Origin of the sequence: Streptomyces sp. NPDC014734 (assembly GCF_043083325.1) — a bacterium.
GTDB lineage: Bacteria > Actinomycetota > Actinomycetes > Streptomycetales > Streptomycetaceae > Streptomyces.
Map to the genome: position 1 here is coordinate 21121 of NZ_JBIBYN010000037.1, position 13120 is coordinate 34240.

Here is a 13120-nt window from a genome sequence, read left to right on the forward strand (position 1 = left end):
GACCGTGCAGGCCGCGATGGGCCGTACCCGTTGGTCGACGCCCCGGGACAGGCCGGCCGGTGAGCCGGCCGGGCACCGGTCGTCGCTGTTTGCGGTCCCGCAAGCGCCGGTCGACCCGCCCGGCGCCGTGGGTGCGCCGCGACCGGCTCATACCCCGCCGCCGCAGCCGCCACCGCAGCCACCGCCGCACGAGCTGGACGCGCCGACGCCGCCGTCGCTGGCCCAGCCGGAGGTGCGGGCGGGGTCCGCGGCGGCGGCCCGCCTCGGTTCGTGGACTCGGACCCGCGCCCGGGCGACGCAGCGCTCGCACAGCGCCTCGAACTCGGGCCACTGGTCCTGCCCCGTCCGGTCTTCCGCGATCACGAGCCAGACCGCCGCCGGCGCATGCACGGCAAGGGCGATCACGAACCAGACCCCGTTCGCGTCCGGCTGACGGATGTAGAAGCCGATGCCGTAGACGAGGACGGCGAACAGACCGGACATCGCCGCCCAGGCTTCCGTCCGGCCGGGCACGTCGCGCGTCCGACGCGCGGGGAGGCTGCGCCGCGCCGTCTGCCGCAGCTTGGCGCTGAAGGCAGGGAATCGGGGTGATGCCATCACCTCCTCCACGGAGCCGCTCCCTCCGGCGTCGTGGACGGCAGCCTGGAGTGCGGCCAGCAGGGGGTGCGATTCCGGTCGTGCGTCCCGCGCCTTCCGGCGTCGGCCACGGGAGGATCCACGGGAGGGGCGGTGCGTGGGGGACAGCAGCAGGATCCCTGCCCGTGTCGCCGCCCGCACCCCCTCAAGGTGGTACATGGCGAGAACGGGCTTGGCGGCACCGGTTTCGAAGAAGCGTCCGATGGCCCGCCGGTCACGCCGGAGCACGCAGCGCAGGCGGACCAGCGAGTACGCCATGAGTGCCGTGAAGGCGCCGACCCAGACGAGCGCGAAGGCCCAGAAGGTCGGCAGGTCCGTCAGGAAGTCAGTCATCAGTTGTCCCCCTCGGCCCCGTCCGGCCCGTCAGGGCCGCCATGGAGGCGCTGTCCCCCGGCTTCCAGGGTGACAGGAACGGATCCTGCCGCACAGGTGCCGGACGGATCCCGGGGGCACCGGATCGGGTTCCGGCGGTGGCGGACTTCTCCGGCCGCACGAGCCGGAGCGTTCACCGGTCGCCGCGGAGAGCCGGACAGACCGACGGGGCGGTCGCCCGGGCGAGCAGGTGCAGCGCGGCTCGTGACGGGGAGCCGGGTTCGGTGACGGCGAGCACGACGTACCGGCCCGTCGTCATGCGGAGGTTCTGAACGACGGCCCGTGCCTTGCGCGGCCGGTCTCCGTGGTCCGGCAGCCCGACGTCCCCGGGACTCAGCCGAGCCCGTCGAGTCCGCAGAAAACTCCCGAGTTCCCGCCGTCCGCCCATGAGAAGCAGAATGCGGGCCCCGGCGGCCGGCAGCCTGACCCGGACGGGGATAGGCGCGGCCCGGTCTGGCCCGGCCGCCGCGATGCGGGTGGCATGGACCAAGCAGTTCCTCCGCGGTGGCACGGGCCCCTCACCGGGTACGTCTCGTGAGGGCCTCCCGTGACCGGGATCCCCGGCGGTGCGGCCCGTTCTCCGGGTGCTTCCGCATCGGCGACGACCTCGCCCGCGCCGACGGTGACGGGGTTCCGACCCCCTCCACCACCGACGGCGTCACCGGAGACCCACCGCAGACCTCCGAGAGACCGCATGGGAGAACGACCGTGAACACCATCACCCTGGGCGACATCACGCTCACCCGCGTCCGCGAGTACTTCGGGCCCGTGGACATGACCCCCGAGGCCTTCTTCCCGGACAGCCCGGCCGAGACCTGGGAAAGGCACCGCACCATGCTGGTCCCGGACTTCCTCGCCGACGGGACCCGGGTCGTCAACTCGGCGATCCAGACCTGGCTGCTGCGCAGCGAGGGCAGAACCATCCTCGTCGACACCGGCGTGGGCAATCACAAGGAGCGCCCCTACTCCCCCGTGTGGAGCCGGTTGAACACCAATTTCCTCGACAACCTCGCCCGGGCCGGGGTCCGCCCCGAGGACGTGGACATCGTGATCAACACACACCTTCACGTCGATCATGTCGGCTGGAACACGTGTCTGGACGGACGTACCTGGGTTCCGACCTTTCCCAACGCCACCTATCTGATGCCGAAGCGCGACTTCGATTTCTGGAACCCGGAGAACGGCCACACGTCCGTGCTCGGCCGCGGCAACCAGAACGTGTTCGAGGACAGCGTGGCCCCGGTGCACCGGGCCGGCCGGACACTGCTGTGGGAGGACAGCCACCGGATCGACGCGGGTCTGCGGCTGGACGCCGCTCCCGGCCACACTCCGGGTTCCTCGGTACTGACCCTCGCCTCCGGGACGGACCGCGCGGTGTTCGTCGGCGATCTGCTGCACAGCCCGGTGCAGATCTTCGAGCCGGACTCCAACAGTTGCTTCTGCGAGGACCCCGCGCAGGCGCGCGCCACCCGCCGCAAGGTGCTGGGCTGGGCGGCGGACAACAACGCCCTCGTCGTTCCCGCCCACCTGGGCGGTCACGGCGCCGCCCAGGTGGCGCGCGAGGGCAACGGCTTCACGGTCAGGGGCTGGGCGCCGTTCACCCCGTACACCGAGCGGGTCCAGGGCCCTGAGGGGGAGCCCCTGTGAACCGTCGTACCCACCCCGTCGTGACCACGACGCGGGGAGTTGTCCGGGGCCTGCTCCGGGATGGGTGCCTTCGCCTTCCTGGACATCCCCTACGCACATCCCCCTGTTTTCGGTTCGGGCTGGAGTCGTGGCGAGGACCGTCTCACGGTCAACGTCTGGACGCCCGCCGACGCGGACGGCGACCGGCCCGTCGTGGTGTTCGTGCACGGCGGTGGGTTCGTCGCGGGGTCGACACGATCCGCGCTGTACGACGGCTCCGCCTTCGCCCGCGACGGGCGGGCCCACCAGAGCGGCGGGCCCGCCCCCCGCCCTCACGGTGAACGAACGGCCCTCTCGGAGGCCCGGCGGGGGCCGACCGACGTGTGTGGTCGCACGGTCGGGTCGGAGCAGGTCGGACCAGGCGTCCGCGGTGCCCGGGGGCCGGTCGGGGTCACCGCGGTGCGCCGGGAGGCGGCTCGACACGTGCCAGCCAGGCGGTGAGGAGTGTTTCGAGACGTGCGGCCTCGTCGGGGTCGAGCTCGTCGAGTATGCGGCGTTCGTTTCTCATGTGGTCGGCGAAGGCCCGGTCGAACAGCTCCTGTCCTGCCGGGGTGAGCGCGACCACGCGTCCCCGGCCGTCCTCGGCCGACCGACGGCGCGTGACCAGACCGTTGCGTTCGAGCCGGTCGATGCGTTTGGTCATCGCGCCCGTGGTGACCATGGTGAACGTGGCAAGCTCGCCCGGGGCGCGCTCGAAGGGGTCACCGGCCCGCCGGAGCGCCGCCAGGACGTCGAACTCTCCCTCGTTCAGTCCGTAGCGCCGGTAGACCAGGCACAACTGCTCGGTCAGAAGACCGGCGAGGCGATGGAGCCGGCCGATCACGCCCTGGGGGCTCACATCCACATCCGGACGCTCACGAGCCCACTCGGCCTGGATGCGGGCGACGTGATCCTTGTAGTCGTCGTCGTTCACGGCTTCATCATAGCTTCCATGGAAGCTATATTCCTTCCGTGGAAGCTACTGTGCGATGGACACTCGTGACGGCGATCGCCCCGGTCGCCTGGGGGACGAACTACTTCGTCACCCACGAATACCTGCCCACCGGCCACCCGCTCTACGGCGCGGCGATCAGGGCTCTGCCCGCGGGAGTGCTGCTGCTGGCACTGTGTCGGCGGATCCCCCGCGGGGCGTGGTGGTGGAAGTCGCTCGTTCTCGGCACCCTCAACATGGGGTCCTTCTTCGCCCTGGTCTACCTCGCGGCCCAGTTGCTGCCGACGAGTACCGCCTCCACCATCATGGCGGCCTCACCACTGGTCCTGATGCTGCTCGCCTGGGCCGTGATCGCGGAACGCCCCCGCGGCCTCGCACTGCTGGGCGGCGGCGTCGGTATCGCGGGCGTATGCCTGATGCTTCTCACCGGCACCGTGACCCTGAACGTGCTCGGCGTCCTCACCTCGGCCACGGCGATGGTGACGTCCTCCCTCGGCTACGTGCTCGCGAAGCGGTGGAGCACCGAGGTCGACGTCCTCGCCTCGACATCGTGGCAGCTCATCGGCGGGGGCCTGGTCGTGCTGCCGCCGGCCGTCGTCCGCGAAGGAGCACCGCCCACCCTCGATGCGGGCGCGGTGCTCGGATTCGCCTACGTCACCGTCGTCGCGACCGCGGTCGCCTTCGTTGCCTGGTTCGCCGGACTGCGTCATCTGCCGGCATCCGCTGTCGGCCTGGTAGGACTGCTGAACCCGGTCACCGGCGTGCTGCTCGGGACCGTCATCGCCGAAGAGACCCTCACTCCGCAGCAGATATGCGGGCTGGCCCTGGTCCTGTTCGGGATCGTGCTCGGGCAGCCCATCGCCGTCAGGGCCGTCGCCCGCGTCCGTTCCCGCTCGGCCGGAGCAGACGCGCATCGCGGTACGGCTGCCGTCCGAACCACCCGTGTGCGGCGCCGGACCGGGTAGCCGACGAGGCGAGTTCCCGTGCTCGACCAGGCGTACCGGCGGGCGTGCTTGTCCTTCTCCCAAGGACGTGGACGGATCCGGCCCCGCCGGGTGCCGGGCGTCGATGTGGTCGGCGATGGCATCGGGCGTGGACTCCATCGACCGGTCGACACCGCGCATCGCGAGCGCGACGGGGCCGCTCTCCTCGACCTGCCCGCGGGCCCGCCGGTCCCGCTCGGCCCGGACGTGGTTCACCTGCCCGAGGCCCGCGCGACAACAAGCTCGGTACGGGGCCGGAGACGAAGCACCGCGTCCGGCCGGCCCTGGTCCGCACCGGCATCGACGCACCCCTCCGGCCCGGTGAACAGCGCGTAGTTGAGGCCTCCGTTCTGTGCGGAACGGAAGACGATGCCCTCCACGCGCAGGGGGGACAGCCAGCGGAAATACTCGGTGAGAACCTGAGTGGGGACGTAGGCGGTGTGTTCTCGCCCGTCCAGCACCACGGGTTGACTCAAGTCCGCGGCAAAGGCCCGGATGAACTCGACCTGATGGGGAAGGGCCCTGCCGTTCGGGGCGAAGACACTCGGGGAAGCCGGGATGACGGACAGGTCGATCACCGATATCGGACGGACCAGCTCGAAGGCCGCCACCGCTGCGAACGGGCGTGGATCGTGTGCCGAGATTTCCGCGACTGCGGTCTCCACGTCCGCGGAACCGTAGAACATCGACACGCCCGCCGGGCTCATCCGGTTGGCCGCGGCCCGCTCGTGGGGAGTGGACCCGATGGTGGCGGCGACATAGTTCGGCGGGGTGGTGTCCGTACGCATCCGACCGCGCCACACCCGGTGGCCGGCCGGCAGCGTACGAACCAGCCCCACGTGCTCCAGCGCGACCGACACCCCATCGAGCACGGCCAGTTGGGACTGCTCGCGCAGATCGATGCCTGCCAGCAGGGTGAAGCGTCGCTGATGCGTGACTCGGTCCCGGAAGGCGGACCACGGCTCGGGGACGCCCGCGCCCCGCCCCCCGCGCTTCAGGAGCGTCCGTATCCGCCAGGAGGCGGGCTGCGCCCACGCTTGCACCGCGCGTGACACTTCAGGATCCAGAGCCCCACGGCAGACGTCCTCGACAGCAGCATCGGTGGGAACGCCTCGCTCGGGCTCCTCCGTCCGCTCGTACTTCTCGTGGACACCTGCCATGACGCTCCTGGCGAGGCGGTCGAAGTCCGCGATCATCGTCACGACGGGGTCCGTCCGGTCGCAGAAGGAACAGCTTCCCGGGATGAGCGACGGCCCGAGATGACGGCGCAGATGACCGTCGACGACATGGTTCAGGCACACCGAACGCGAGGGGAGAACCTCATCGGACGAGGGCACCGCGGGTCTCCCTAGGTGGTCTGGTCGTACGCCTGCTTCTTCGCCCGGAGCCGGCCGTGCAGGAGATCGAAGATCGTCCTGCGGCGGGTCGTGAAGTGAATGACCCAAGTCGGATCGTCGGCCAGCTCGCTCATCAGCGACTCCCAGATCAGTTCGAAGCTCTCCACCGCACTCATCCTGCCGCGGCCCGCCCCGAAGAGCGGGAAGCAGATGGAGGACAAGGAAATTCCCAGCTCCTCTCTTTCCAGCCTGGCCAACTCGAACGTGTTGTGCACGGCCCGAGGAATCGCATGATGGGCAATCCGGTAGTTGTTCGTACCGGAAACCGGGGTGGCAATGGCCGCGTGATAGATCCTCTGGATGTTTCGTTTCCGAAGCGCTCCGGAGGGTGTCGGTGCCACCGTCCCCTCCGGGATGGGTAAACCGTAGCTTCCGTGGCCGCGCAGCCAGGCGGAGAGGTGCTCGCCGGTCACGTCCTCCAGGATCTGGCCGCTTGCGCTCTTCTCGGCAGCAGCCCAACGAAGGCTGCCGGAGGTGGACGGTTTGAAGAACTGGGAGAGTTGAAGATACGTGTTCTCCGAGGAGACCACGATGTCGATGTTCCTGAGCTGCTCCACCGGTCCACCATGGAGAAAGAATTCAGTTGTGCGACGTGTGGTTCCGTCGGCGGGAATGGAAATGGGGCCGACGACTTCCGACTCCGTCAGGACATCGGCGGCGGCAGGTGCCGGTCGACGGTGGTGGGGAATGTCGGCCCCCGGCTGTGATTCAAGGGGGAACGGCTGGCTCAGGGCCCGCGCCAACTCCTTCCGCACAGCGTGGACGAGTCGGCTGTCCGGCCCGTTCGGCCGGATGACGGAGAAGTGGTCGCCCGGGAGCACTCCCGTCTCGGGGAAGAAACCGGCTGCGGAGGAGGGAACGACCACGTTGTCGCTCTCACCCGCGTAGGCGACGATCGGTATCGGGCACCGGTCCCGCGAGACGTCCGGAGCTGCGACGATTCCGTCAAGGACTTTGCGCTGGGTTTCCAGGACCGAAGTCTGCAGCGGCTTGAGCTCGCGTTCCTGGGTGTTCCGGGTCATGGGGATGAACCCCTTTCGAGCCAGCAGGAACAGATCGGACCCGTTGTTGGGGCACGCGAACATTACCAGCCGTCGAATCCTGGCGAGATCTCTTCCCCGGCCCGCCTGCAGCATGCGGGAAAGGAACCGCTGGGCAACCAGACCACCCTGACTGTGCGTGACCAGGATAATTCGTTCGTGTTCTGTGGTGAAATCTTCGATGAAGCCGCGAAGGCTGTCGGCCACGGTATCCAGATCCGGCATGCGGCGCAGGGGATTCCAGGTCACCGGACGCGTCGCGTACTCGAAGAACAAGAAGTCGAACTGGTCCGCCACGGCGGGGACCGCGGACAACTCCTGCCGCAGCGGCGTCCATGTGGCGGGTGACGAGAACAGCCCATGCACAAAGACGATCGCGGCCTGACGCAATTCTCCCCCTACGGTCGTGCCCGGCTCCGGGACATCCGCCCGGCATCATACGGAGATCCGCGATGGCACGGTGGGGGTTCCGCGGAGCGAGGACCGGGAGTCGGGCTTGTTCGTCGGCCGTCGGCCGTCGTGCGAGTGGCGAGGTAAGGGCTGTCCCGCAATCCCCGGCGAGCTCGGCCCGGTCGGGCCGCTTCCGTACCGTGCCGGGGTACGGGCGGCCTGCTTGCGCCGATGGCGCGACACGCGTGCCGGGCGCCCCTTCGGTCGGCCGGGACAGGAGACGATGCCCCGCGAAGGGGCCGACAGCGGCCGGTCTCCCGGGAAGGGCGAGTGATGGACGGCGGACGGGGCGATCGGCGGGGAGACACGTTCGGTGGGGCTGGGGTGCAAGGACAGCCGAACCTTGTCGCGCCATCGGATGTCCCCGCGCTGTCCGCGCGGTTCTGGGGTCTGGTGGTGGCCACGGGTGTGCTGGCGGGGATGGCGGGCACCGCTCTGATGGTGGTGCTGCGTACGGCGGCCCACCTCACGTACTCCTACCGGTCGGGAAGCTTCCTGGCCGCCGTCGAGCAGGCCGGCGCGTCCCGCCGCGTGATGGCCCTGGCCGCCGCGGGGGCGGTGGCCGGGATCGGCTGGTGGCTGCTGCGGTGGTGGACGGGTCCCGGCGGTTCGGAGGTGAGTACGGCGTTGTGGCGCGACGAGGGACGTCTGCCGCTGCGGCGAAGCCTGGGCACCGCGGTCCTGTCCGTGGTGATCGTCGGCATGGGGGCTTCGCTGGGGCGTGAGGGCGCGCCGCGGCTGGCCGGTGCGGCACTGGCCTCCCGGCTGTCGGACTGGGCCCGTCTGGACACCGCGCACCGTCGACTGCTCGCCGCCTGCGGCGCCGGCGCCGGAATGGCGTGCGTGTACAACGTCCCCCTGGGTGGGGCGCTGCTGACACTGGAGGTGATGCTCGGCGTCCTGTCGCTGCGTCTGGCCCTGCCGGCCCTGGCCACCTGCTGTATCGCCACCGCGGTCTCCTGGACGCTTCTGCCCACGGGGCCCACCTACAAGTTGCCGGAGGTGGGGCTCTCCCTCTCGCTGGCCGTGTTCGCCGTGCTGATCGGGCCGCTCGCCGGGCTGATCGCGGTCGGCTGGGTGCGCCTGGTCCGGATCGCGCACGACAGGCGGCCCACGGGGTGGGGAATGCTGGTCGCACCGCTGCTGGTGTTCACCGCGGTCGGTGCGCTGGCCGTGCCCTATCCCGAACTGCTGGGCAACGGCAAGGACATCGTCCAGCTCACCTTCACCGTGCAGGTCGCCGCCCCTCTTCTGGTGGCTCTGCTCCTCCTCAAACCGGTCTCCACGGCCGGAAGTCTGGGCAGCGGGGCCAGCGGCGGCCTGTTCACCCCCACGATCGCCACGGGTGCCCTGTTCGGCTCCCTGGCGGGGCAGGGCTGGGCACAGGCGTGGCCGGCCCCTGCCGCCGGCTTCGCGGTCATCGGCGCGGCCGCGGTCCTCGCCGCCGCCATGCAGGCCCCCATCGCCGCCGTCGTCCTGATGCTGGAACTCACCCGCACCGTCGATGCCCTGATGGTCCCGCTGCTCTTCGCCGTGACCGGCGCCATGCTCGTCTCCGGCAGACTCGACACCCCTTCCATCTACTCGGTACGTCTCCCCGCTCAATGACGCTCCGGCACGCGGCGCCCCTCACCGGGCGGGGCCGGAACGCGCCGCCGGTCACGCGTGGCCGACGCGCTGCGCCGGGCGGGCCGGGCGATGCCGGGAGCCGGAGCGAGGTGGCCTCGGCCTCTGGATCCCGTACGCACGAGCGGGATGGGCCCCGAGGACCGGATCCCGAGGATCCGAGAACGGGCATACGGGCGGCCTTCGTGGATACCGGGGGCCGATCCGGGAAAGGATCACCCGCGTCCGGAGTATCACCGGCGACAACCGGCTCCGCCATCAACACCGGTTCCACCAGCAACACCGGCTCCGCCATCAACACCGAGTCCATCGTTCCACCGACTCCGTCCGAACAGCGCTTGCGGGACCCGTGGCTCATCCTTCTCGGCCGTCCGACCGATCGAAAGGTTCCCCCTCCTTGCACACGCAGACCCCGAACCCCGTGCCCGAACCCACTCCCACCCTCCTGGAACGACTCCCCTTATTACGCCGTGGACTCGACCGGCTGGAGAGCAAGCCCACCGCGTTCGGCCTGGTCATGTGGGCTTTCGGCCTGGCCAAGCCGGTGTTCTTGGACCATGTGGTGACACCCCGGCCGCGCGCCGAACTCGCCCCCGTGCGCGAGCTCCTGGAGAAGAACCGGGAGTGCTACGCCGAACACCTCACCGGCTTCCTGGAGCACGCCGACCAACTGGCCCGAATACCCTTGAAAGGAGTGGAGAAGGCGTCCACCGCCTACTGGGGCAACACCTGGCTGCCCCCGCTGGACGCACTCTCGCTCTATGGCTTCCTCGCCTCCGAGAAGCCGGCCCGGTATCTCGAAGTCGGCTCCGGCAACTCCACCAAGTTCGCACGCCGGGCCATCCGGGACCTCGGCCTGAGCACTCGCATCACGTCCATCGACCCGGAGCCCCGGGCCCATATCGACCACCTCTGCGACGAGGTGATCCGTGTCCCGCTCCAGGACGCCGACCTCGGCGTGTTCGCCGAACTGGAGCCGGGCGACATCCTCTTCATCGACGGCTCTCACCGGCTCCAGATGGGCTCCGACGTCATGGTGTTCTTCTTCGAGCTGCTGCCCCGCCTCAGGCCGGGAGTGCTCATCCAGGTCCACGACATCATGCTTCCGGCGGACTATCCGGAGTCCTGGCGCTGGCGCCTCTACTCGGAGCAGTACCTCCTGGCCGCACTGCTCACCGCCGCGCCGGAACGCTTCGACGTCCAGTTGCCGAACGCGTTCGTCCACGCCGATCCGGAACTGCGGAAGATCCTTGCCCCGTTCTGGCGCAGGCTCGGCGTGACCAGGCACTTCCACCCGGGCTCCTTCTGGTGGCGGCACGCGGGCTGACGCTCCTGCGGCACGTCGGCCCCGCCCACGTCGGCCCCGCCCACGCCGCCGCCACACCGGGTGGGTGCGGCGGCGTGGGCGGGATCGGCTCGTGGTTCGAACCGGTCGGCAGAGCGGCGGATCAGCCCGGCGTCGCCGCACCCTCCGGCACTCCGAACCACATCTCCAGCGCCTCCGCCAGCCCGGCCGTCGACATCGGCGCCTGCGCCCCCGCGTCGGCCGCCCAGGCCGTGAAACCGTCCGGACGGACGAGGACCGCCGCCAGTTGCGGGCGGGACGGGCAGTCGGCCGTCAGGGTGTCGACGCGGTCGGCATATCCTGCGGCGAGGGCCCGGAGTGCCGGGTCGTCGGTGAGGTCGAGCAGGAGCGCCCGGCCGCCGTGGAGGTGGTCCGCGAGGCGACCGCCGCCGGTGAGTTCGAGGTCCGGGGTGCTGCCGCCGGTCAGCGGGTGCTCGCCCGGCAGCTCGTACCGCACCCCGGCACCGTTGAGCCGCGCGGTGAGGTACGTGGTGCCCACGACCGTCCCCGCCAGGTCGCCGACGATCTCGCGCAGGGCCCGGGAATGCGGGTCCGGGCGCATGGCCGCGACCTGGGACCGGGTCCAGTCCAGGACCCACGCACCGACCGGGTGCCGCTCGGAGGTGTACGTGTCCAGCAGCCCTTCCGGTGCCCGGCCGCCGATCACCGCGGCGAGCTTCCAGCCGAGGTTCATCGCGTCCCCGATGCCCAGGCTCAGCCCCTGGCTCCCGAACGCGGAGTGCACGTGCGCCGCGTCGCCCGCCAGCAGCACCCGGCCCCTGCGGTACGCGGTCACCTGGCGGGCGTGGTCGGTGAAGCGGGTCGCGGTCCGCACTCCGGTGATCGTGACGTCCACGCCGGATACACGGCGCAGCCGCGCCTGAAGATCCTCGGCGGTGACCGGCGCGTCCCGGTCGGTCGGCGGGCCGTCGAACTCCACGGTGACGACGCGGCCCGGCATCGGCCCGTAGGCGTACACCCCGGTGTCCGTGGCGGTCCAGCCGACCTCCAGGTCCTCGGCACCGGTCATCTCCACGACCGCCTGATGACAGGTGACCTCCGGTTCCGTACCGGGAAATTCGAACCCCGCGAGCTTGCGGACCGCACTGCGGCCGCCGTCGCAGCCCACGAGCCAGCCGGCTCGTATCGTCCCGTCGCCCGTCCGCACGGTGACGGCCCCGTCGTCCGCGTCGAAACCGGTCAGCTCCACCCCCCGGCGCACGTCGACGCCGAGCTCGTCCGCCCGCCCGCCGAGCAGCCGCTCGATGTCCTGCTGCGCCACGAAAGCGATCTCGGCGGCGGGTCCGGCGTCACCCAAGCCCGGCTGCGTGCGGTCGACCAGGTCGGCTCGCAGCATGATCCCGGCGAAGTGCCCGACGATCCCGAGCCCTTGGCCCGCGGCCCCGTCTCCGTCCCCGCCGTTCCGCTCGCGCATGAACGTCTGGAAGCGGTCCATCGCCTGCCGTTGCACCTCGGCCAGCTCGGGCAGCATGCCCCGGCGGTAGAGCGCCTCGGCGCTGGGCGTGGTGATCGCCCCGCCTTTGATCGTCGGGTCCACTTCGGTGAGACGCTCCAGGACGGCCACCCGCGCGCCTCCGAGCCGGAGCTCACAGGCCAGCATCAGTCCGACCGGGCCGCCTCCGGCCACCACTACGTCATAGTCCATGGCGCCCACTATGACCGAGGTCAGAAGAGGCCCTTTCACCGCCCTGACCAGCCACAACAGGCGCCACGACGTCAAGGGGCCGGCCCGGTGGGGATGGATGGAAACGGGCCGTCCGCGCGCGTGCCCGGCTGACGGTCGAGCTGCACGAGTTGCTCGCACTCCCGATGGACGAGTCGGCCCTGACCGTGGCCGTCGCCGCGCTGGGCATGGAGGTCGCTCCGCCCGCCCCCAACAGCCTCGGCGCCTGGCTCGAAGCCCTGGCCGCCGTACTTCACGAGGCGGCGGCTTCGCCTTCCCCGCAGCCGCCGTCGGCCCCACCGACCCGGCGTCGGGCCGGAAAGGCCGACGGCGGCTGCGGGCTCGGTGTTGAGCCGGTACGTGTCGGGAGGGACGCATGGGTCTCGGTCCAGGGGCCGACGGCGGCAACGCCCCGGGCCCGGGTCACGTGCCGGGCGAAGGAGGCGACACGTACCGGGGTCAGGACCCGGCGGTGGACACGTGGCGGACCAGCTCGGTGGCCAGGCGTCGCATGCCCGTACGGTTGGCGCGCCGCATCGTGGCCCGGACGACGGGAGCCAGCAGGCGATCGGCGAGCGGGGCGCGCGCCCAGGCGTACGTGAACGACACATGACTTCCGCCGGTCCGCAGCGGTTCGACGGTGTAGGTGCCGTGAGCCAGTCGTCGGCCGGCCGCGCTGACGTTCCGTTCGACGATGCGTCGCGGCGGGTCGGCGTCGACGACCTCGATGGCGACGTCGGTCTTCGCGCCGGCCAGCGCGGCGGTGACCGTGGCCCGCGATCCGACGCCGCCGCCGGGGCCGCTGTAGCGCCATCCGGTGAGGTAGTGGTTGGTGAATCGCTCGTGGTGAGCCATGACGTCGAGGAAGTCGTAGACCTGCTCGGGCGTCTGCGGTACGTCGATCGACACGGTGACAGGCTTCATGTACCACACGGTACACAGGGCGTGTACCGATTGGTACACTCATGAC

Annotated in this window: 11 protein-coding genes and 1 pseudogene; 5 read left to right on the forward strand and 7 right to left on the reverse strand. The window is 70.7% G+C overall.

Annotated features, from left to right (window positions below; translation table 11 throughout):
- Positions 1–147 precede the first annotated feature (147 nt).
- Positions 148–969 carry a hypothetical protein gene (locus ACF1CT_RS35480; protein ID WP_391788143.1) on the reverse strand — a complete coding sequence of 274 codons (822 nt, stop codon included), beginning with the start codon at positions 967–969 and terminating at the stop codon, positions 148–150.
- A gap of 172 nt (positions 970–1141) precedes the next feature.
- Positions 1142–1267, reverse strand: a complete 126-nt coding sequence (locus tag ACF1CT_RS35485) for a hypothetical protein (RefSeq protein ID WP_391788144.1) — start codon at positions 1265–1267, stop codon at positions 1142–1144.
- 449 nt (positions 1268–1716) lie between these two features.
- Here ACF1CT_RS35485 and ACF1CT_RS35490 point away from each other — a divergent pair, with 449 nt between their 5' ends.
- Together ACF1CT_RS35490 and ACF1CT_RS35495 are read left to right on the forward strand one after the other, a co-directional pair.
- Entirely contained in the window at positions 1717–2655 is a 939-nt protein-coding gene (locus tag ACF1CT_RS35490; protein ID WP_391788145.1) for an MBL fold metallo-hydrolase, read from the forward strand.
- Positions 2652–2931: pseudogene (locus tag ACF1CT_RS35495) on the forward strand (carboxylesterase family protein); the annotation flags it as partial. The gene ACF1CT_RS35490 and the pseudogene ACF1CT_RS35495, both read left to right, overlap by 4 nt.
- A 154-nt stretch (positions 2932–3085) precedes the next feature.
- Here the strand turns inward: ACF1CT_RS35495 and ACF1CT_RS35500 are convergent.
- Positions 3086–3607: a MarR family winged helix-turn-helix transcriptional regulator gene (locus ACF1CT_RS35500; protein ID WP_391788146.1), complete on the reverse strand. Its 522-nt coding sequence runs from the start codon at positions 3605–3607 to the stop codon at positions 3086–3088.
- A 38-nt stretch (positions 3608–3645) separates the two neighbouring features.
- Here ACF1CT_RS35500 and ACF1CT_RS35505 point away from each other — a divergent pair, with 38 nt between their 5' ends.
- A complete protein-coding gene (locus tag ACF1CT_RS35505; RefSeq protein WP_391788147.1) occupies positions 3646–4590 on the forward strand; it encodes a DMT family transporter in 945 nt (314 codons plus the stop codon).
- A gap of 230 nt (positions 4591–4820) precedes the next feature.
- Here ACF1CT_RS35505 and ACF1CT_RS35510 read toward each other — a convergent pair whose 3' ends face one another.
- Positions 4821–5945 carry an RES family NAD+ phosphorylase gene (locus ACF1CT_RS35510; RefSeq protein WP_391788148.1) on the reverse strand — a complete coding sequence of 375 codons (1125 nt, stop codon included), beginning with the start codon at positions 5943–5945 and terminating at the stop codon, positions 4821–4823.
- 11 nt (positions 5946–5956) lie between these two features.
- A complete protein-coding gene (locus ACF1CT_RS35515) occupies positions 5957–7435 on the reverse strand; it encodes an alpha/beta fold hydrolase (RefSeq protein WP_391788149.1) in 1479 nt (492 codons plus the stop codon).
- A gap of 384 nt (positions 7436–7819) precedes the next feature.
- Between ACF1CT_RS35515 and ACF1CT_RS35520 the strand changes: the two genes are divergently transcribed.
- Both ACF1CT_RS35520 and ACF1CT_RS35525 read left to right on the forward strand, forming a co-directional pair.
- Positions 7820–9103: a chloride channel protein gene (locus ACF1CT_RS35520; protein WP_391788150.1), complete on the forward strand. Its 1284-nt coding sequence runs from the start codon at positions 7820–7822 to the stop codon at positions 9101–9103.
- Between the two features lie 415 nt (positions 9104–9518).
- Positions 9519–10448 carry a class I SAM-dependent methyltransferase gene (locus ACF1CT_RS35525; RefSeq protein ID WP_391788151.1) on the forward strand — a complete coding sequence of 310 codons (930 nt, stop codon included), beginning with the start codon at positions 9519–9521 and terminating at the stop codon, positions 10446–10448.
- Positions 10449–10569: 121 nt separating this feature from the next.
- On the opposite strand, the gene ACF1CT_RS35530 is transcribed toward ACF1CT_RS35525, so the two are convergent.
- Positions 10570–12132 carry an FAD-dependent monooxygenase gene (locus ACF1CT_RS35530; protein WP_391788152.1) on the reverse strand — a complete coding sequence of 521 codons (1563 nt, stop codon included), beginning with the start codon at positions 12130–12132 and terminating at the stop codon, positions 10570–10572.
- A gap of 477 nt (positions 12133–12609) precedes the next feature.
- Positions 12610–13074 (reverse strand): SRPBCC family protein, encoded by a 465-nt coding sequence (locus tag ACF1CT_RS35535; protein ID WP_391788153.1) that lies wholly within the window; start codon positions 13072–13074, stop codon positions 12610–12612.
- Between the last annotated feature and the right edge of the window lie 46 nt (positions 13075–13120).

What these genes read in the sequence shown, in the direction of transcription:
- ACF1CT_RS35480 (WP_391788143.1), bottom strand. Translation starts at nt 969, where the DNA reads ATGACTGACTTCCTGACGGACCTGCCGACCTTCTGGGCCTTCGCGCTC.
- ACF1CT_RS35535 (WP_391788153.1), bottom strand. Translation starts at nt 13,074, where the DNA reads ATGAAGCCTGTCACCGTGTCGATCGACGTACCGCAGACGCCCGAGCAG.
- ACF1CT_RS35485 (WP_391788144.1), bottom strand. Translation starts at nt 1,267, where the DNA reads ATGACGACGGGCCGGTACGTCGTGCTCGCCGTCACCGAACCCGGCTCC.
- ACF1CT_RS35530 (WP_391788152.1), bottom strand. Translation starts at nt 12,132, where the DNA reads ATGGACTATGACGTAGTGGTGGCCGGAGGCGGCCCGGTCGGACTGATG.